At 39.4% G+C, this 20,615-nt stretch carries 15 protein-coding genes; 7 read left to right on the top strand and 8 right to left on the bottom strand.

Features of this window, described 5'->3' with window-relative positions:
- Positions 1 to 26: 26 nt before the first annotated feature.
- The 6 genes from M1381_10420 (at position 27) to M1381_10395 (ending at position 6,561) form a co-directional block, all read left to right on the top strand.
- Positions 27 to 950: an ABC transporter permease gene (locus M1381_10420; GenBank protein ID MCL4479496.1), complete on the top strand. Its 924-nt coding sequence runs from the start codon at positions 27 to 29 to the stop codon at positions 948 to 950.
- The gene (locus M1381_10415) at positions 947 to 1,732 is read left to right on the top strand and encodes an ABC transporter permease (GenBank protein MCL4479495.1); all 786 of its coding nucleotides are present in this window, start codon (positions 947 to 949) and stop codon (positions 1,730 to 1,732) included. The genes M1381_10420 and M1381_10415 overlap by 4 nt, the downstream gene beginning before the upstream one ends.
- Before the next feature lie 24 nt (positions 1,733 to 1,756).
- On the top strand, positions 1,757 to 2,797 hold the full coding sequence (gene nagZ / locus M1381_10410) for a beta-N-acetylhexosaminidase (protein MCL4479494.1): 1,041 nt from the start codon (positions 1,757 to 1,759) through the stop codon (positions 2,795 to 2,797).
- A gap of 19 nt (positions 2,798 to 2,816) precedes the next feature.
- Positions 2,817 to 3,698, top strand: a complete 882-nt coding sequence (locus tag M1381_10405) for a hypothetical protein (GenBank protein ID MCL4479493.1) — start codon at positions 2,817 to 2,819, stop codon at positions 3,696 to 3,698.
- A 353-nt stretch (positions 3,699 to 4,051) separates the two neighbouring features.
- Positions 4,052 to 4,375 carry a hypothetical protein gene (locus M1381_10400; GenBank protein ID MCL4479492.1) on the top strand — a complete coding sequence of 108 codons (324 nt, stop codon included), beginning with the start codon at positions 4,052 to 4,054 and terminating at the stop codon, positions 4,373 to 4,375.
- 164 nt (positions 4,376 to 4,539) lie between these two features.
- Positions 4,540 to 6,561 (top strand): CehA/McbA family metallohydrolase, encoded by a 2,022-nt coding sequence (locus M1381_10395; GenBank protein MCL4479491.1) that lies wholly within the window; start codon positions 4,540 to 4,542, stop codon positions 6,559 to 6,561.
- Positions 6,562 to 6,582: 21 nt separating this feature from the next.
- Here the strand turns inward: M1381_10395 and uvrA are convergent, their stop codons facing one another.
- From uvrA to dksA, 8 genes are all read right to left on the bottom strand, one after another.
- The gene (gene uvrA / locus M1381_10390) at positions 6,583 to 9,396 is read right to left on the bottom strand and encodes an excinuclease ABC subunit UvrA (protein MCL4479490.1); all 2,814 of its coding nucleotides are present in this window, start codon (positions 9,394 to 9,396) and stop codon (positions 6,583 to 6,585) included.
- Positions 9,397 to 9,509: 113 nt separating this feature from the next.
- On the bottom strand, positions 9,510 to 10,538 hold the full coding sequence (pdxA, locus tag M1381_10385; GenBank protein ID MCL4479489.1) for a 4-hydroxythreonine-4-phosphate dehydrogenase PdxA: 1,029 nt from the start codon (positions 10,536 to 10,538) through the stop codon (positions 9,510 to 9,512).
- Positions 10,539 to 10,552: 14 nt separating this feature from the next.
- Positions 10,553 to 11,500: a peptidylprolyl isomerase gene (locus M1381_10380; GenBank protein ID MCL4479488.1), complete on the bottom strand. Its 948-nt coding sequence runs from the start codon at positions 11,498 to 11,500 to the stop codon at positions 10,553 to 10,555.
- Positions 11,497 to 12,432, bottom strand: coding sequence for a peptidyl-prolyl cis-trans isomerase (locus M1381_10375; GenBank protein MCL4479487.1), 936 nt, complete (start codon positions 12,430 to 12,432; stop codon positions 11,497 to 11,499). The genes M1381_10380 and M1381_10375 overlap by 4 nt, the downstream gene beginning before the upstream one ends.
- Positions 12,433 to 12,435: 3 nt before the next feature.
- A complete protein-coding gene (gene mfd / locus M1381_10370) occupies positions 12,436 to 15,843 on the bottom strand; it encodes a transcription-repair coupling factor (GenBank protein MCL4479486.1) in 3,408 nt (1,135 codons plus the stop codon).
- A gap of 89 nt (positions 15,844 to 15,932) precedes the next feature.
- Positions 15,933 to 17,054, bottom strand: coding sequence for a bifunctional diaminohydroxyphosphoribosylaminopyrimidine deaminase/5-amino-6-(5-phosphoribosylamino)uracil reductase RibD (gene ribD / locus M1381_10365; GenBank protein ID MCL4479485.1), 1,122 nt, complete (start codon positions 17,052 to 17,054; stop codon positions 15,933 to 15,935).
- Between the two features lie 55 nt (positions 17,055 to 17,109).
- Positions 17,110 to 17,676 (bottom strand): LemA family protein, encoded by a 567-nt coding sequence (locus M1381_10360; GenBank protein MCL4479484.1) that lies wholly within the window; start codon positions 17,674 to 17,676, stop codon positions 17,110 to 17,112.
- Positions 17,677 to 17,712: 36 nt separating this feature from the next.
- Positions 17,713 to 18,096, bottom strand: a complete 384-nt coding sequence (gene dksA, locus M1381_10355) for an RNA polymerase-binding protein DksA (protein MCL4479483.1) — start codon at positions 18,094 to 18,096, stop codon at positions 17,713 to 17,715.
- Positions 18,097 to 18,149: 53 nt separating this feature from the next.
- Between dksA and M1381_10350 the strand changes: the two genes are divergently transcribed.
- The gene (locus tag M1381_10350; GenBank protein MCL4479482.1) at positions 18,150 to 20,585 is read left to right on the top strand and encodes an O-antigen ligase family protein; all 2,436 of its coding nucleotides are present in this window, start codon (positions 18,150 to 18,152) and stop codon (positions 20,583 to 20,585) included.
- The last annotated feature ends 30 nt before the right edge of the window (positions 20,586 to 20,615 follow it).

The following is a 20,615-nucleotide window of genomic DNA, read 5'->3' as shown; positions in this document are numbered from 1 at the left end:
CGGCCGCTTTTGATAAGTATTATTAGATGTACAGATTTATATTGTTAAGACTTTTATTATTTATACCAACCGTTCTTGGTGTTGTTACGTTTACTTTTTTGCTTATTCATCTCGTTCCCGGGGATCCGGTCGTTCTCATGCTTGGCGATTATGCTACAAAACAGGAGATCGAACAAACAAGGAGTTCGCTTAATCTCGATAAACCCATATCAACACAGTATGTTTTATTTCTCGACGATCTTTTACATGGGAATCTTGGTACATCCATATATTATAAAAAGCCCGTTGCAGGGCTTGTTTTTGAAAGATTCAAATATACATTCGTACTTGCGGTATTCGCAATGCTCCTTTCTCTTATTATATCCATCCCCCTGGGACTCATTTCGGGATATGAACATGATAAATGGCTTGATAAATTTGTATCGGGTGTATCAATACTCGGTATATCCTTACCGAATTTCTGGATAGGAATTATGCTTATTATGCTGTTCGCCATAAAGCTCAATATCCTGCCCGTTGCGGGAGCTGATTCTGTCTCATCAATAATACTTCCCGGTCTTACGCTTGCTATCGGAATGAGTGCAATCACTATCCGTATGATAAGGGCTAATGCAATAAAGGCTATAAATCAGGATAACTTTGCAATGAACCTTGCCAAAGGGATAAGCGTTAAAAGAAACCTGTTCATCCATACCTTAAAGGCAACGCTCGTTCCTGTAATAACGCTTATCGGTATGCAGTTTGGACTTTTATTGTCTGGTGCAATCGTAACAGAAACGGTATTCTCATGGCCTGGAATGGGAAGGCTGCTTGTTGATAGTGTTATGACCAGGGATTATCCGCTGCTGAGCGGGGATGTGCTCGTAGTTGCATTCGTGTATGTAACAATCAATTTGATCACCGATATCATATATTATATTGCGGACCCAAGGATGATACAGAAGTTATGAAAGGACTAAAAAGCAGCGTCTTTATGTTAATGTGTCTGGCGTTCATCGGGATACTTGCCCCCGAGATAAGCCCGCATAAACCTTACAAACAGGTATTGCCGTTATCGTATGAAGCTCCGTGTTTGACTTCTCCAATGGGAAGGGATGAACTTGGCAGGGATATACTCAGCCGTGTAATCTACGGGATCAGGACATCACTGGCAATAGGTGTTATTGTAGTTGCTATCTCTATAATGATTGGCGTGCCTGTCGGCTGTATCTCAGGTTATGCCGGCGGTATTACGGATGTAATCATATCCCGCATTATCGACATCTTAATGGCTTTCCCCGGTCTATTACTCTCAATCGCTATCGCAGGTGTTATGGGACCAAGCACCGTTAATATCATAATAGCACTTACAGCAGCTGGCTGGGTTGGGTATGCGCGATATAGCAGGGCAATGGTTATGTCCATAAAGCACGGCGATTATATACTTGCATCAAAAGCCCTTGCCAAGCATGGAATAAGTATCTTTCTCTCTGATATACTGCCGAACATTATTGAGCCTCTGATCGTTGAAGCATCGTTCGGCATAGCCGTTGTGATTATTTCCGAAGCAAGCCTGTCATTCCTCGGTTTATCAAGTCCTTCAACACCGAGTCTTGGTAAGATGCTTTATGAAGCGATATCTGTTATAATGGTATCACCATGGATGGCAATATTCCCCGGTATTACATTGACAGTTATTGTAGTTTTGTTTAATGATATAGGAGACAAATTAAGAGCAATATATGAAAGGTAGGATATGAAGGCCGGAAGACTTTTAATGATCGGATTTGAAGGGATAAAATTACCCATAGACTTTGAGCCCTTAATAAAAAAATATGGTATCGGCGGTTTTGTGCTTTTTGATAGAAACCTGAAAGACCCCGAGCAAATAATTATGCTGAATCAATCGCTGCACGGTCTCGAAGATGGTTTTACCCCGATCATAGCTGTTGATCAGGAGGGTGGCAGGGTCCAAAGGTTAAAGCATCCATTTACAAGACTTCCATCTGCAAAAAAGATCGGTGAATCATACATTAAACATAACGATATAAAGCTTATGTATGAGTACGGTAAAATGATGGCGGATGAGCTTTCGATGGCCGGGTTCAATATGAACCTTATGCCCGTAATAGATCTCTCTATTAAAGAAGACGGGGTTATAGGCGATCGCGCATTCTCCGATGATGTCCTTATAATAGAAGAAATAGGTGCAAGCATTATTGCAGGTATGCAGGATAACGGGATCATAGCGTGCGCAAAACATTTTCCAGGACATACGGATACACAGGTTGATCCGCATAAAGAAAGTGTCTCTATAAATATAAATATGGAAACACTGACTCATCATATTAGACCATTCATACATGTAGCGAAAAACTATGTTGGCAGTATTATGGCATCACATACAATATTTAAAGCCGTCGATGATGCCCCCGTATCCATATCAAATAAATTCATTCACGAGATATTAAGAAAAGAGATTGGGTTCAATGGTATAATACTTACCGATGACATGAAAATGGGTGCGATATCCAAGCACTACACGCCTTTTGAAGCTTTAGTAAATGCATTGAATGCGGATGCCGATATGATAATGCTCAGCAACACCACGCCGCAGGAATTTGAAAACATTATGCAGGAGCTTGATAGAACCATAAACAATGGTATGATAAATAAGGATCGGATCGAAGCATCCTTATTAAGGATAGATACGATAAAAAAGTTCATAGGCATAAAAGAACAGATGTCTGCATCAATAAATGATCTTCTGTCATTATTTAATGATAAAACGCACATGGCAGTTATAAAACACCTGTAGGGCAGATGTTGGAGTGTATATGAAAAGACCTGCATTTTTAATCATTATGCTTGTGTGGGCATCAATTGCTTATGCACAAACAGAAACCGGATTTACAGAAGCGACTATCAATTCAAAGGGTTCTGCACATGTGCAGGGTATAACTGCGGTCAGCGCATTCACCGATTCAAGCAGTTCAGCACCACTTATAGTAAAAAATGCTTACGGTTATATAAACTGGGGGCAGGGATATGCAATAGCGTACGGCAAGGGCAAAATAATAAATGGTTATAATAAAAAGATATGCATTTCCATGGCAAGGAGGGCTGCTTTGATTGATGCACATGCCGTGGCTATAGAGATGATCGAAAAAATGAATCTGGACGGGGATAAAAGTGTAAGTGATTTTATCTCAAAAGATACAAGATTATTTTATAGATTAAAAGGTATAATTGCGCGGGTTAAACCTTTTGAAGAGCATGCAAATAATGGCGTTTACAGTGTTAAGATTAGGGTGCCGTTTTATGGAATAAAAGGTATTGCAGCCATTTTTATCAACGCTTACGTAAAAGCAAAGCCATGGTCAGGTACCGCTAATAATGTTTCAAAAAAAAGGCTTATTATTGATGCAAGGGGAATAGGGCTGAAGCCTGTAATGTTTATAAAGGTTTTGGATCAGCATGACGTGGATCTCTATACCGCCGGTAGCGTCAATAAAACCGAGCTGATAAATAATGGGATGGTAAGTTATGATTTAACAACAACATCTCAGGCAGGGGATGTTTACATAAAAGCTATAAAGACATCGGGGAATTCCGGAAGTAATATCGTTATAGATAACCCGGATGCAGCAAAATTAGAACAAGATCGAAAAGCCGTTAACGCATTGTCCTCGGGTAATGTTGTAATAATTACGGACTAACCCCTTATAGCCTCCAGACCAGGCCCAAGACTTATAAGTCTCCGGCTTAATAATTTCATCCATGCAGCGGAGATGGAATCGAAGAGACATACGGAAAATTAAGGGATTCCTGCTATCTTTTGTAAAGTGCCAGATCAGCATCCGTTCCTTTGAATAAACGCATAAATGTGGTATGAAGCCTGTTAAAGGAGGATACTATGCAAAACATACACCCATTGTTTGTTCACTTTCCGATAGCTTTGACCTTGAGCGCACTGCTGTTCGAAGTACTCTACTGGCTGTTCAAACGGGACGCGTTTGACACAACTTCCACAAATCTTATCGTCATTGCCGCCCTGGCTGCAATAGCAGCAATGATAACGGGTTCGCTGGCAGGGGACAGCGTGCCGCATCCTGCATCCGTCAGCCACCTGATCGATATCCACGGGGATCTGGAGGGAACGGGTGGTTCCATTGCCATTGCCGCTGCGCTTTGGACATTGGTCATGAAAAACAGGTACCGTATTGTACGATTGGCCCTGTTTACCCTGGCAGCGGGTATCATCGGATTCGGAGCAAGTTACGGCGGCAGAATGGTGTATGAGCACGGCATAGGGACAGCATTGGTTACGAGCAAGACTGTCAATGTGCTCCCCGCTGCAAACAGCGTTAAAAAAGACGCGGCTTCACCCCGTTAGAAGCGGGTAAGGAAATTAATTAAGAGAGAGTTTTGAATAACATTATCTGATAAATTTGTTCCAACCATGGGAGTCTCTGTCATTTTTATAAAGATAAAACCCGGTATGGACAAGAAACGAAAACAGCTTGACAATTATACTCAAGAGATTATTTTTAGCTAATTATGCGTAAGATACTTTTAGCGATCATCGCACTTGCCGTTGTTGTAATAATGACATGGTTTATATGGCCCGAGGACTGGCATAAGGTTATATACAGATATACCATATCCCCCGCCGATACACTCAAAAAGGATACCGTTTTAAGACGCGGCAATCTTGTAGCCGGAATAAATAATCATGGAAATCTTAATTATCTCTCAAATGGAGCATGGATAGGAACAATAACAGATCTTTACGCACCGTATATTCTTTTAAAGGATCCAATGGCGGAGAGGAAGCTCAGAACAGAGGTGATCAGCTATAAAACATCCCGGGTATTCAAAGCAGGCGGTGAGGTCACAGCAGTTACTTTCTCGGGTTTTGTAAAATCACATCCATATATACATGTTCAGACCACATACAGTGTGTCTGATTCTGATACCGTGTTCATCACCTCAGACATAAGCTCTACAAAAAAACATACATTCGTACAGATAGGGGATAGAATAAAGACGAATACCCGATCTATCTGGTTTTATATACCTGGTGTCGGGGATATTTTTACAGGACCAAGGGACGCCGTATCTCCACAGAAACCTTATATTGCGATGATCGGCAGGGCAAATCAGCTTATAGGTTTTTATTATCTTGGTGAAAACGATCCACCGTACATTATGTATGAATGGAATTGGATTGCGAGTGTTTATTCCCATGTTGATATAAGTAATAAGCCTTTTCTTCTTAAAAGGGTAATATCAACGAGATCAACTACAGGCATGGATTATAAAAAGGTTGCCGATAGCCAGTATAAACATTTTACCGCACTTCAACACGGCGTTGACATAACAGCATCACCGGAAAATATTTTCACGCTGCAAAATAAACCTGTTATGTATAATGTTTATGTTAAAAACATAACAGATACTAAAGAACTCATTTCAAATGTCATTGTATTTACAACAGACAATGTCCATACCAGTGACCCATACACCGGTTTTGTATACATCATGCCCGGAAGAATAAAGCATTTTACATTTAAAATAACTCCAAAAACGGGAGGGAGCTTTTACATATATCCTGCTGTGATTGTAAACGGCAGTTATGCAGAAGGTGCATGGACAAAGGTATTCTCAAACGGTTCGGGATGGTATAGTGCAGATATGCATAATCATTCTACCTACAGTTTTAATTTTCAGAATTATCCTGTTACCAACATGGTGGAAGCTGCAAAGGCGAAGGGACTGGACATAGTCAGCCTCACGGATTACAATACATTTTCACAGGCAAATGCGTGCAGGACATTGTCAACAAAAGATTTTATATGTATCCCCGGAGAAGAGATAGCAAACCCATATTGGGGACATGCAAATGCACAGTTTATACATAAGAAGGTTTATGAGTTTTTGCCGCCCCAGCATTGGATCGATGACGTAAAAAAACAGGGGGGTATGTTTTTTATCAACCATCCGTTCATTGATATGAAGAAATGGAGAGATTATAATATAACCGGCTATAATGGTATTGAGGTGCTGAATGGCGCAAAGATCCCAATGGATCCGGACAGTATAAAGGCATTTGACAAATGGGATGAATTGAACAGAAAAGGTTTGCACCTTTACGGCATAGCTGATTCAGATGCTCATACGCCTTATGCGATAGGAACATACAGAGATTATGTATATGCAGCGTCATTTACATTAGCTGCAATAGAGAATGGTTTCAGGAATGGTGTGTTTTATGGCACAAATGGACCGATGATTGCTTTTATGATCAATGGGCAGCCAATGGGCTCTGAACTAACTATAAAAAAAGGACAACCTCTTGACATGCATATTGCGTATCTGCAGCATGCCGGTGCACCTGACGATGAGATTGATATGCAGAGGATCATACTGTTCAAGAATGGATATATACTTAAAATATTTGATGAACCTTCAATAAATTACAAATACCATCCCGATGACTCCGGCTTCTACAGAATTGAGGTTTTTACAAACAATGGCGGATTTGCATTCTCAAATCCTATCTGGGTTACAGTGGAGTGAGCGGAATTAAAGGTTTGAGTATTATTGTTTATGTACAAGTATTGGTTTTAGATATTCTCCGGTGTACGATGTATCGATCTGTATGATCTGTTCCGGTGTGCCTTTAGCTACAATGTAACCGCCCTTTTCGCCGCCTTCGGGTCCCAGATCAACGATATAATCGGCGGATTTTATTACATCGAGATTATGCTCTATCACTATAACCGTATTACCCTCGTCAACAAGACGGTTTAGTACATTTAGAAGCTTTTTGACATCTTCAAAATGTAGGCCGGTTGTAGGCTCATCAAGTATATATATGGTCTTGCCTGTGCTTCTTTTGCTTAACTCTTTTGCAAGCTTTATTCTCTGAGCCTCTCCGCCGGAGAGTGTTGTGGCAGGCTGTCCGAGTTTTAGGTAATCAAGTCCTACCTCATAAAGTGTTTGCAGTTTCTCTTTTATGGTCGCAATATTTGCGAAGAACTCGATAGCCTCTTCTATAGACATGTCAAGAATGCCGGCGATACTTTTGCCTTTATAATATACCTCCAGCGTTTCTCTGTTGTACCTTTTCCCCTTGCATGCATCACATTGAATATAGAGATCTGGAAGAAAGTGCATTTCTATTTTTATAACACCCTGTCCCTCACATACCTCGCATCTTCCGCCTTTTAGGTTAAAACTGAACCTGCCTTTTTCATAGCCTCTTGCCCTTGCTTCTACAGTTTGGGCAAATATATCCCGTATATGATCGAATACCCCTGTGTATGTTACGGCATTAGATCTGGGTGTTCTTCCTATAGGCGATTGATCAATCTGTATAACCTTGTCAACAAGCTCAACGCCTTCGATCTTTCTATATTTAACAGTTACACCCGTTGGGTTATAAAGTTTTTGATAAAGAACATTATAAAGCGTATCTACGACAAGGCTGCTTTTCCCTGAACCGGATACCCCTGTTACGCATGTGAATACCCCGATCGGAAAGGCAATATCGATATGCTTAAGATTGTTAATATGCGCATCATATATTTTTATATATCCTCTATTGATGGGTCTGCGCTTTTGTGGAATCACAATAGAGCATTTACCCGATAAGTACTTTCCTGTAAGTGATGCATCGTTATCCATTATCTCTTCCGGAGTACCTTTAGCAACTATCCTGCCGCCCTTATGACCCGCGCCAGGCCCCATATCAATTACATAATCAGCGGATACGATTGTATCTGGATCATGTTCAACAACAATAACCGTATTCCCCAGATCCCGCATCTTCAAAAGAGTATTGATCAATTTTCTGTTGTCCCGTTGATGCAGACCAATGGTTGGTTCATCAAGTATGTAGAGTACACCCACAAGCCCTGAGCCGACCTGTGTTGCAAGCTTTATACGTTGATACTCTCCGCCCGATAAAGTAGATGCCATCCTGTCAAGACTAATGTAGTCAAGCCCGACATCATACATAAATTGTATGCGGCTGTTTATTTCTTTAATAAGCCTTTCAGATATAATGGCCTGCTTTTGATTTAAGGCAAGTTTATTGATAAAGCCTGATGCCTGTTCAACGCTCATCTGCGTAAACTCATAAATGTTTTTACCCCCTACTGTAACTGCAAGGCTTTCCTTCTTAAGCCTTGCGCCATTACAAACAGGGCACGTTTTATACTGGAGATATTTCTCAAGTTCGGATAATATAAACGGGTCATCCTCTTCGTTATACTTCCTCTTGAGATATGGGATTACCCCCTCAAAGGTGTATGTATATTTTTTATACTTTTTTGATTGAGGCGGTTCTTCAATTGCATTGGTCCCATAGAGTATTATGTGTCTGACAACTTCCGGTAAATCCTGAAAAGGTATATCGAGATCAATATCCAATTGATCATGGAGCGTATGTAACATTTCGCGAAAATAAAAACCTGTTCTTCTGCGCCATGGAACTATTACGCCTTGATTGATTGAAAGCGTCTTATCCGGTACTATAAGATCTGGCGTAAAATCAACAAGATACCCTATGCCGTCACAATGTGGGCATGCACCGTAGGGACTGTTAAAAGAAAATATCCGCGGCGCCAGTTCGGAGAGATTTATGCCACAGTCTACACATGCAAACCTCTGGCTCATGATTAATATCTGATTTTTATCAATAAGTTCTATCTCGATAATTCCGTTTGCAAGTGAAGTGCCGACTTCAATCGAATCAGCGATCCTTGATCTCATCTGTTCGTCAATGGCAATCCTGTCCACAACGATAGATATTTTATGTTTTTTATTCTTATCGAGATGAACCTCGTCCTGTATCTCAACTATTTTTTCATCTATCTTCGCTTTAGTATATCCCGCTTTTCTCCATTGTATAAGCTCTTTCTTAAACTCTCCCTTATCACCCCTGACAACCGGTGACATTATCAGTATGCGAGTGCCTTTTTCAAGAGATAAAATCTGATCAACCATCTGATCGACACTCTGTGAAACAAGTTCCTTGCCGCATTGCGGACAGTGCGGTATTCCAATTCTTGCATAGAGTACTCTTAAATAATCGTATATCTCTGTTATTGTCCCTACAGTTGATCGAGGATTGTGGCTTAAGGATCTTTGTTCTATTGATATTGCAGGAGATAGTCCTTCAATTGAGTCAACATCCGATTTGTTCATCTGCCCGAGAAACTGTCTTGCATACGAAGATAAAGATTCCACATACCTACGCTGTCCTTCCGCGTATATTGTATCAAAAGCAAGTGTACTTTTGCCTGAGCCGGAAACACCGGTAATAACTACAAATCGATCTCTTGGAATCTCAACGTCGATATTCTGAAGATTATGTTCTCTTGCACCTCTTACAATGATGCGATCCATGCATCCTCTCTGCTAATTAGAATTACGTCTTACCTTAATCCGAAAATGTAATAAGAAATCGAAGCGGATTTTAAACCCGTAAATACCGTTACTCAAATCCGTGATCCGTATAATTACATACTCCCATCATGTTGTTTTTTCATTTTAATGCCTGCCATTTTACCCGCAAGCAGTATAGCGGCTTTCATACTCTCCGGATTGGCAATGCCTTTACCGGATATATCGTAAGCGGTTCCATGATCAACGGATGTTCTAATAATCGGAAGCCCGAGAGTTACATTAACAGCATCATCAAAGTTTACCACCTTTAATGGAATCAAAGCCTGATCGTGGTATATGCCTACAACAATATCGTATTTAGTTTTATAGGCAAAATAGAATGCTGTATCAGCTGGAAGCGGACCAAATACCTGTATGCCCATATTCTCTGCCTTTTTAATCCCCGGTATTATCAATTCTTTTTCTTCAACACCAAATAGTCCGTCCTCTCCTGCATGAGGATTAAGTGCTACGATTGCAATTTTCGGATTCTTGATATTAAAGTAATCAACAAGTGCATCGTAGGAGAGTTTTATCGTTTTAAACACCAGTCCTGGGGTCAGCATGCCAGGCACTTCCCTGATTGGTGAATGCGTCGTTACAAGTGATACTTTAAGCTTCTTCCCCACAAGCATCATACAGTAATCCTCTGTTCTTGTTATCTCTGCAAGCAGCTCCGTATGCCCTGCATATCTAAACCCTGCATTATTTATAGCAGCCTTATTGATAGGGGCAGTAACCATTGCACTTATAGAACCGAGCATTGCAAGTCTGACAGCCTCCTTTATGTATGTTACCATCATCTTGGCGGCAATCTTATCAGGCCTGCCAACCTTGAGCCGGGAAGGATCCAAATTCGATAGTTTTATCAAGTACATTGTTTTCGCGGACGGCTTCAGTGTTTTAATATCGTCAACAGATATGACATTCAGTTCTATTTTTGCCTTCAAATCACTTATCGTCTTTTTCATAACATTGGCATCGCCAAGTACGACAGGAATGCATTCGTTTGTTATTTTAGGTTCAAGATAGGACTTAACTATTACCTCAGGCCCAACACCTGTAGGATCACCCATAGTTATGCCTATTTTTGGTAATTCCATTTATACCTCCAGTATTATAGTAAATCTTTATATATTATGATCGTAGTTTTTTGTTTCTTTGTCAATAGCCAATTATTAAGCGATTCATCAAGTTTTTTAAGATAGATTGCATTTTTAATCCTATTTTCGACATCTCTTAAAGGAAGTTCCTTTTCGGATCTTATGTCTTCTACAAGTATAATCTCATAACCGCTTGGGGTTTGAAATGGTCCAAGTAATTCGCCAGGTTTAGCATTAAATATAGCCTTATCAAGTATTGGGTATAAAGTTCCCTGTTCTACATAGCCGAGTTCACCGCCGTTGTTTTTGGTCGCATTATCATCAGAGTATATCATCGCGAGTGCTGTAAAAGGTTCGCCGTTCTTAATTTTAGATATGATCATCCGGGCTTTTTTAAGTGCAGCTGAGTTCTGCTCTTTTGATGCATTTTGCGGAAGAGAAATCAATATGTGCTTTAATCCCGCCTCTTTACCCTTTACAAATTGCTCCTTATGCTCCGCATAATATCTATGTATGTCGTCTCCCGATACAGCGACTTCCGTCCTGAATTTATAACTAACAAGCTTTGATTTTGCGACCTCGCTTTTTAACGCATCTTTATAAGCATCGAAGCTTATACCCTTGCTTGCCAAATCTGCCTTTAATGCGTCCAGGGATACCCCATTCCCTTGAGCCATCTGTTTTACTGCGTTATCAATATCAAAATTTGTTATTGTCGTACCAAGACTTTTCAATTCATCGTAAATAATATCGTCATCTATCAACTCGTCTAATGCATGCTTTTGATAATCGGTAATACCTGGATTATTCCTTTGTTTTATTATTTTAGCTCTCTGTTGAACATCGTACAGGGTGATAGGTCTGCCGTTAACAACTGCAACAACGGCATTCATAACACTTTTTTTTGCACCCATAATTGCAAATAAGCCCGTAATCAACAATAAAATTTTCATATATCTCATATCAATCCTGCCCTTTTTAAAAGTTCATAATTTATATTCACATCCTCTTCGGTACGTAGCTGCTGCAGCCATTGGGAGAGTTCTTTATCCATCATTTGATTTTTAAGTATACCTGCAATTTCATCTTCTGATTCATCCAGTGATTTTGTATGTCCGGGAAGCTTTGCCGCAACTAAAAATATCTGGTACCCGAATCTTGTTTTTACTATGCCGCTATTTTTGCCGGCAGGCAGGGTGGCCAATACATCAACAAACTCGCCTGGCAGTTCTTTTACGGAAAGCCATCCCATATCACCGCCTGAACTTGCATCAGGGCTTATCGAGTATTTATTGGCAATGCTGGTAAAACTCTGCCCTGAATTAAGCAGATTCAAAGCGTTCTGTGCATCATCCATGGATTTGAACTGCATCTGCATTGCATGTATCATCTCCGGTTCGGAGAAATCTTTTCTATGTGTATCATAGTAGTCTTTAATCGCTGCACCGTTTACGGTGATGGCAGAAAAATGCGAGGCAAGAAGCTTCTTTATTATAAGATGTTCTTGCAACTGTTTTAACCATAGACGTTTATCAATAAGCTTTTCTATGAATATCTTATCGAACTGCGTTTCCGTATAGCCCTGTTTTAAATTGCTCAGCTCTTTGTTGATTTCTTCTGTGGTAACCGATATTCCCGACTTTTTTGCTTGGTCGAGGAGCAATTTAGTGTTTATCAGTTCGTTCAGATTGGCAAGTACAATATCCTTTGAAATACGATTCGGATTAACACCCGTTTCTGCTGCAAATACATTTAAACGCTTTTTGAATTCTTCCAATGTTACTTTATGTTTTCCGATATTGGCAACCACACCGCTACTAAGAGCCATCGATGTACCATTCCTACAACCGATCATTGCCGGTATTAAGGCTATAATAATTAGAAGTCTTTTCATAAACTATTGCTCCACCTTTGATGATAGGAATTCGAGTATCTTTAAAACACCGCCGATACCTTTTGTATTAATAGGCTCAAATAGAATTTGCGTATGTTTTTGTTCTAGAACACTTATAATCCTTTCATTGACCAATTTAACAATGTGTTCAACTTTTATCGGCGTGCTTTGTGAAAATGTTAATCTAAAATTATTAACAAGTCTATCAAGCTTTGTTGCTTTAATCTTTTTCATTAATAGCTTTATTCTAATAATTTTTAATAGCATTTCAAGCTCTGATGGTATAGTGCCAAATCTATCCTTGATCTCATCTATTATGTCATAAAGTGTTTTTTCGTCAGAGCCTGAAAGCCTCCTGTAAAACATAAGCCTCAGCTCAGGGTCATTAATATAGGAATCTGGTATATAGGCAGGCACGGGAAAATTAATTTTTGGCTCGATTTCCTCTTCGATATCTTCACCTTTAATGCTCGATATGGCTTCTTTCATCAGCTCCGAATAAAATTCGAGTCCTATTGCATCTATTTGCCCTGATTGTGCCTTGCCGACAATATTGCCGGCACCCCGCATTTCCATATCATGCATTGCAAGTTTAAATCCGGAGCTCATTTCTGATGATGATGCTACAAGTTTCAACCTTGAAATAGCCTGCTGGGACACAGACCTTTTTAATGGTAAGATAAAATATACATAGCCTGTTTGATCCGATCGTCCTACTCTGCCTTTTAGTTGATAAAGCTCCGATGTCCCAAACATATCCGCATCATTTATGATGATCGTATTGGCTGAAGGTATATCAATGCCAGATTCAACGATAGCGGTACTCACAAGAACATTGATGTCTTTTAGTATAAACTGCCGCATCATTTCTTCAAGCCTTTTTGAAGGCAATTGCCCGTGCGCCACTGCAATGGATGCCGCGGGAACAATGTTTTTTATTCTATCCGCAAGTTGCTCAAGCCCCCTTATCTCTCTATTTATTACAAAAACCTGCCCCTTGCGCTCAAGCTCCTTGATTATAATATTTCTTATGCTGTATTCATCATACTTCATTATATAATACTGAGACATCTTCCTGTCAGAAGGCGGGGTCGTTATTATGCTTATATCCTTAATGCCTGTAAGTGCCATTTTTAATGTTCTTGGAATAGGGGTTGCTGTTATTACAAGTATATCTGCAGAAGGATTAAACTTTTTTAAAGCCTCTTTATGATCAACACCGAATTTATGTTCTTCATCTATAATAATCAATCCGAGGGACTTGAATCGTACGGATCCTTTAAGTATTGCATGTGTCCCGATTAATATGTCTATTGTTCCTTTTGCAAGCTCGTTTATGATCTTCTTTTTCTGTACAGGATTTTTAAAACGGTTCAACAACTCAATCTTTACAGGATATTTTTTAAATCTTTCTAAAAAAACCCTGTAATGCTGTTCTGAAAGTATTGTCGTAGGTGCGAGCAAAGCTACTTGTTTATTATCCATGACAGCCTTGAAGGCTGCCCGCATGGCAATTTCCGTTTTACCATAACCCGAATCACCGCATATCAATCTGTCCATTGCCTTACTGCTGAGCATATCATCTATAACTTCTTCTATTGCCCTCTTTTGATCGGCTGTTTCTTCGTATGGAAAATCATCTTCGAATGCATGAAATATCGTATCCGGAGCAGAAAAGCTATAACCTCCCTTTACTTCTCTTATAGCCTGATTATTCATAAACTCATTGGCTATCTCGTACAGCCTGTTTTTTATCTTTTTGATCCTGTTCAGAAAACCATTCCCGCCAAGCCTGTCAAGTACAGGAACGATATCGGATGATGGTATATACTGACTGAGCATATTCGCCCGCTCTACAGGCAGGTATAGCTTTGCCTCATCTTTGTACTCAATCTCTATTAACTCGTTCTTCTGTGATTCAACCTCCATTACCGTTATACCCTTAAGTCTGCCTATACCATATTCTCTATGTACAATGTATGTGCCGAATTTTAATTCATCAAGGTTTAATGGCTCACCGTGATAAATGTGCTTACGGCTTTTCCTTAATTTCCTTTTAAAAAGGTCCCACTCCGATACAAAGGGTATATCATTATAAATAAAACCAGCTGTAATTAATCCGTATATTATATTAATACCCGGTTTAAGCCTTGAAAGACATTCAGGGTATGCTTCATCAATTATATTAACCCGGATATCATCCTTTTCAAGAAGCTGCTTTATGTGCTCAACATGTTCCATGCCATTCATTACAAGCACATTTAATGTATGTTTTCTTGTAAGGTGTTTGATGTACTCATAGGCAGCATAAAGTTTATTCTCCCCTGACTGCGATAACAATTCTAAATCTTCCAAGGGTAAGGCTTTATCCGTATCAATCATTGGTGCATGAGCAGAGCCTGATGCACTTATTGCGATAACCTTGTGTTTTTTTATGGCATCATTGAGTTCATTTATTGTAACAAACATTGCATCGGCATCATTAACCTTGCGCTGTTCTTCTGTAGCCTGCCTATGATACTTATGGATATCTTCTGTATATATCTCAATTGTATTATCAACTTCCTCCGGGTTGATAATAATTATGTCTGAATCAATGTTGATGTAATCAAAGATAGTGGATGATTCTTTATACTGGATTTCCTCCGGTGAGGTGACTCTATTGTATATCGTTTGTTCTAAAAATTCTGTAACAGGCGGTATGTAGATGTCATCTATTTTTTCAAAGGATCTTTGATCAATAGACATATAGTATCTTATTGATTCGGCAGTGTTGGAGAACATTTCAATCCTGACAGGATAATCGGTATTTGGAGGATATATATCCAGTATACCGCCTCTTATGCTGAATTCCCCGATAGACGTTGCCGTTGTCTGCCTGTTATAGCCAAGCTTAATAAGCCTTTCCGATATCTCACCAAGGGAATAGTTACCGCCTGTTTTGATAATAAGGCTAAAGGATTCTATAGTATCGCGTGCCGGCAATCGCGGCATCAATGCCTTTGCAGATGCTATGATCACTTCGTTGTTTTTGTAGCATACATGTTCACTGATAACCGTAATTCTTTCTGCCTGTATCTCTACCGTAGGGAATATACCATTGTACGGCATTATCTCCCATGAGGGAAACACTTTAACTCCCGTACCGGAGCCTAATAACCATGAAAGCTCCTGTGCAAGTTTTTCTGCATATTCACCTGAGGGAGTTATTACAAAAGCACGTTTGTGAAAGTTTTTTATATACTCCGATAACAGAATAGCTCTAAAAGATGTCTCCGATGCTTTTATATGGCATGATTGCATCTGAGCAACACCCTGTTGCCCGGTCATCGGATAGCTACTATCCCCAGTGCCTGCATCTGAGAGGAAAGTTAATTCTTTTTCAAAATTGAATAATAATTCTTTAATCATAACAGATCAGTATAATAGTATAGATGTGTGATGTCAAAGATCAAGATTGAACAAGGTGGCATAGGGGGCACCTATTGACAGGCTGCCCCCTACATCCAGACAGGATAACCTTCTACAAAAAACTCTCCTTTGAGTTTCTTCGTATTTATAGTTATATCTCTAAGTTTGATTGCATTATCTATATTATTCAATGATAAACCTTTAAAGGGGTAAAGCCCGTCTTCGCCTATAATTTTTGGCGCTATGAAAAAGTGCAACTTGTCAACAAGATGTCCCCTCATAAAGCTGCCGAGCATACCGGCCCCGCCCTCTACAAGTATGGACATAAACCTTTTGCCAAGGATAGACAATGCATTGCCTGTTGATACGTGCCCTTCCTTCATATTTGCAAAAACAACCTCAACACCTGTTTCCTCCAACCTGTGTATCAATGCCTGATCATGCGATGATGTAATGACCATTGTTCTGTACATATTATTTTGATTTTTTATAACCCTTGCATTAATAGGGATACTTAAATGTGTATCAAATACAACCCTGTAAAGTATCCTTTGTCTTGGCTTCACAAACCTAACGGTAAGTTCCGGATCATCTTTTTCTATCGTTCCAATACCTACAACAATTGCATCTACTGTATTCCTTAACCTGTGTGCAAATTTCCTTGCCAGATCAGATGTGATCCACTTTGATGTACCGTCAGAAGCGGCCATCTTTCCATCAAGTCCTGCTGCGATCTTTGCATGAACATAAGGCAATTTAGTTGTCACATGCTTAAAATAATCTTCGTTCATCTTTTTTGCTTCTCCGCTGCAAATACCTGTTACAACCTCAATACCTGCTCTTCTAAGATATTTGATTCCGCCGCCTTTTACATCAGGATTTGGGTCACGATTCGCTATAACAACCCTTTTAATCCCAGCATTTTTAATCGCGAGTGAGCATGGGGGTGTTTTCCCAAAATGATTGCACGGCTCCAGTGTCACAACCATTGTACTGCCTGCCGGCATTTTACCGGCATCCCTTAAAGCGGTTATCTCAGCATGTGGCTGTCCTGCCCTACTATGAAACCCTTTGCCGATGATCCTGCCTTTCCCATCTATGATAACAGCACCAACAAGCGGGTTGGGGGATGTCATACCCTGCGCCTTTTTAGCGAGCTTTATGGCGAGAAACATTAGCTGTTCGTAATTATGATTTTTATAATTCATCATTTCAAGTAGTCATCTCGTTGCAAACAGGACTGGGCAATTATAATATAAATATTATTTACGCACCGATGTTCAGGTCAACCTTTGGGGTTATTTTTGCTGCTTCCTCAACATGAAAATAAGTTTTGGGCTTAAAGTTAAACATGCCTGCTATGATGTTTGCAGGAAACTGCATCGTTTTTGTATTAAATCTCATTACACTGTCATTGTAGTACTGCCTCGAGAATGCGAGCTGGTTTTCGGTTGTCCTCAGCTCCTCCATCAATGTTTGGACCTCTGTGTTTGATTTAAGATCGGGGTAATTTTCTGCAACAGCAAACAACTTTGACAAAGCACCCGATAAAGCCCCCTCAGCAGCAAATTTATCCGTACCCGGAGGCGATGTCATTGCCTTTGACCTTGCATTTATGACAGACTCAAGTGTTTCCTTTTCGAACTTCATATAGCCTTTGACGGATTCAACAAGGTTCGGGATTAAATCGTATCTTCTTTTTAGTTGAACATCGATCTGCTTGTATGAATTTTCAATCCCTGCATTCATTCTTACAAACCCGTTATAAATTGCAATTGCCCAGAATGCTATCGTCAAAACTGCTATTAATAGTATCCATGCCCCTGTGCCCATATTTCCTCCTTTTGTTCTGCCAAAAAACGATCTATGCTATTTTTTTGTAGTCTTTTTTAAAAGCTTTTCGTTACCCTCAAGCTCCGTTTTGCAGCTTATGCATTGGGTTGTTACAGGCCTCAGCCTCAATCTTTCTTCGGAGATCTCTTCACCGCATATCTCACATACACCGTAACTGCCCTGTTTAATCTTTTTCAAGGATTCTTCTATTTTTAATATCAGCTTTCTGTTCCTATCATTTAGTCTTAACAGTAATCTTGAATCGGATTCCATAGAAGCCCTGTCGTTTGTATCCGGGATCCTTTCCTGGACATTTGCGCCGTTTTGAAAATTATTTGATAGCTCTGAAGCGTCATTAAGTATATCCTGCTTCATCCTTAAAAGGATTTGCTGGAATTCTTTTAATTTTTCTTTTTCCATTAGTAACTCCACTTAAATATATGCTATAAATGGAATAATTCAATTTGTAAAGTATGATAAAAAGAATAATAATTTTATTCGGTATATTTTTTATTGCAGGGACATCATTACATTACGGTTCACCGTTTTTAATGGATAAGCTGCTTATAGTGTTGGGCGTGTCTTTGCTCTCAATGCTCGTCTTAATACAATGGATCTCAGAAGGCTTTTTAAATTATCCAAAATTCAATATGCTGTTTCCCGTTATCACACTATTTGCATACCTTTTGATACAGGCATTGATAATAAGGCAGAGCAATCAGAGGTACGTTTTTGAATCGTTTTTTGCAGAATCAATGATAATCTTTTTTTTAATTTATATTTACGCTTCTTACGGCAGTCTTAATCTAAGTAAACTGCTTATAGAAGCTGTACTCTACACAAATGTTTTTTTGCTTTTGATATACGTGATCGTATATTTTTCCCACTTTAAAACGCACAATATGGTTTTCTCCGGCTGGCTTGTTAATCATGATCATATCGCAATGCTTACCGGTATGCTGCTGCCATATGCACTTGCTTTAAGCATGTACAAAAGGGATGTGTTAAAAAAAAGACTGTTTATGATATCGGCGGTACTTGTTATTGGAATTGGATTTTTATTGTCTGTTTCAAGAGGGGGGTACATCTCATTTATTCTTGCGATATCCATCACATTTCTCATTGCCCCGTGGCTCCGGCTTTATAACAAAAAGACAGCGGTTGTAATGCTCGTAGCGGTAATAGCAGCTGGTATGTTTGTACTGAGTCTTTATCCTTTTGAACAAAGAATGTTCAGCAAGTTATTTATGCTCAGCGCTTCTCAAAGGCTGGGCATCTGGTCTGGTTCTGTAAAGATGTTTATGCTACATCCGTTTATTGGATGGGGAGCAGGAACATATGAAGACGCATTTCACAGATTCAGGCCTGCCGGCATATTGTACCTTGTCAATCATGCTCATAATGTTTTTATAGAGATCGCTGATGATACCGGCGGTATCGGGATTGCTATTATTTTATGGATAATCGTTTTATGGATATATTCCCTGATCAAGGGGATAAGGAGTACAAAATCAAATTTTAAAAAGTTAATAATCTGGGCGGGATTAACCTCTACCCTGTTTTTAATCTTTCATAATTTCGTCGATTTCGGTATTATCGTTCCATCCAATTTGATTTCTGCTCTATTGCTTATGTCTGCAACACTTTCAGTCTTACAATTTCATAACAACAACTTTCCGCCAGATTATGTTAAAAAATTATCTGCCAGAGTTCGCATCTCCATGGGTATTATTTCTATCGTTTTATTTTTAACCTTATCGATTTTATGTGTGAGGGCGATTTATGGGGATTATCTGTATAAAAAGGGAAGGGCATTTTTTGAGCAGGACAAAATAGCCGATGCCAAACAAACATTAATAAAATCATTGAAATTCCTAAACACGGATAAACTTCATAACATATATGGAGAGGCATTATTTCAGTCATTCATAAGAGATGGAAAGCAGCACGAGCTTGATGATGCAATAGTCCAGATGAAGATCTCTCAGACTTTGTGCACATGGAATCCATATTACCCTGAAGATATCGGGGCACTTTATGAGTATGAGGGAAATATAGACAGTGCCGTCATATATACACAAAAGTCATTAAGTCTTGATCCCACAAACGCATCTCTTGCATTAAGGCTTGCATCCCTTGAACTCGAACACGGGAACGCCGGTAAAGCAATATCGTATTACAGAAGGGCATGTAATATATATCCTCCTTACGTACGGAACACAATTGCCGAACTTATATCACACGGGGTTAACGAACAAAGAGTATGGAAGCTGGCCGAGGAGCTTAAGGACGGGGAATGGGTGCTTGCTAATACATTCATAAAGCAAGGGGAAAACAAACAGGCAATAAAGATATTAAAACGGCTTATAGTATCCGATAATATACATGCAGACCGCTATCTCCACACACTCGTAGGGATAATCCCTGATAGTATGAAGGCGCTGAAACAGATAGAATCATTAGGTGTAACAAATACAACCATACTATTTTATGAAGCTTCTTTAAAAGCCAGGGTAAATGATGTAACAGGTGCAATCGGACTGTTGCATGAAATTATAGATAAAGATAAAAAAAACAAACAGGCTTACGAACTTCTTACAAATCTTTACGTATCAACAGGCAGATCCGGTATGGCGATACAAACATTAAAGAATGCAATCTACTATATACCCTCCGATTATTCGTTTTATGTAATGCTCGGTAATTTATATGGAAAGGATAAAGACTGGTATAACGCTTTATTATCATACAAAATGGCTATCATGATGAATCCGCGATATGAAGATGGCTATGTCAAAATAATCCGTATATATAAGGAACAGGGGTTAAGAAAAAATGCACAGGATTTTTTGAATAAGGCATTAGAATTGTTCCCGAATGACACAAGATTAACTCAAAAAATGCGATAGGTAAAACCGGTATGGAGGCAAAATTTGGCA

Source organism: Deltaproteobacteria bacterium, assembly GCA_023382265.1.
GTDB lineage: Bacteria > JAMCPX01 > JAMCPX01 > JAMCPX01 > JAMCPX01 > JAMCPX01.
The sequence above is the reverse complement of the archived record's forward strand: the minus strand, read 5'-3'. Positions and strand labels throughout refer to the sequence as shown.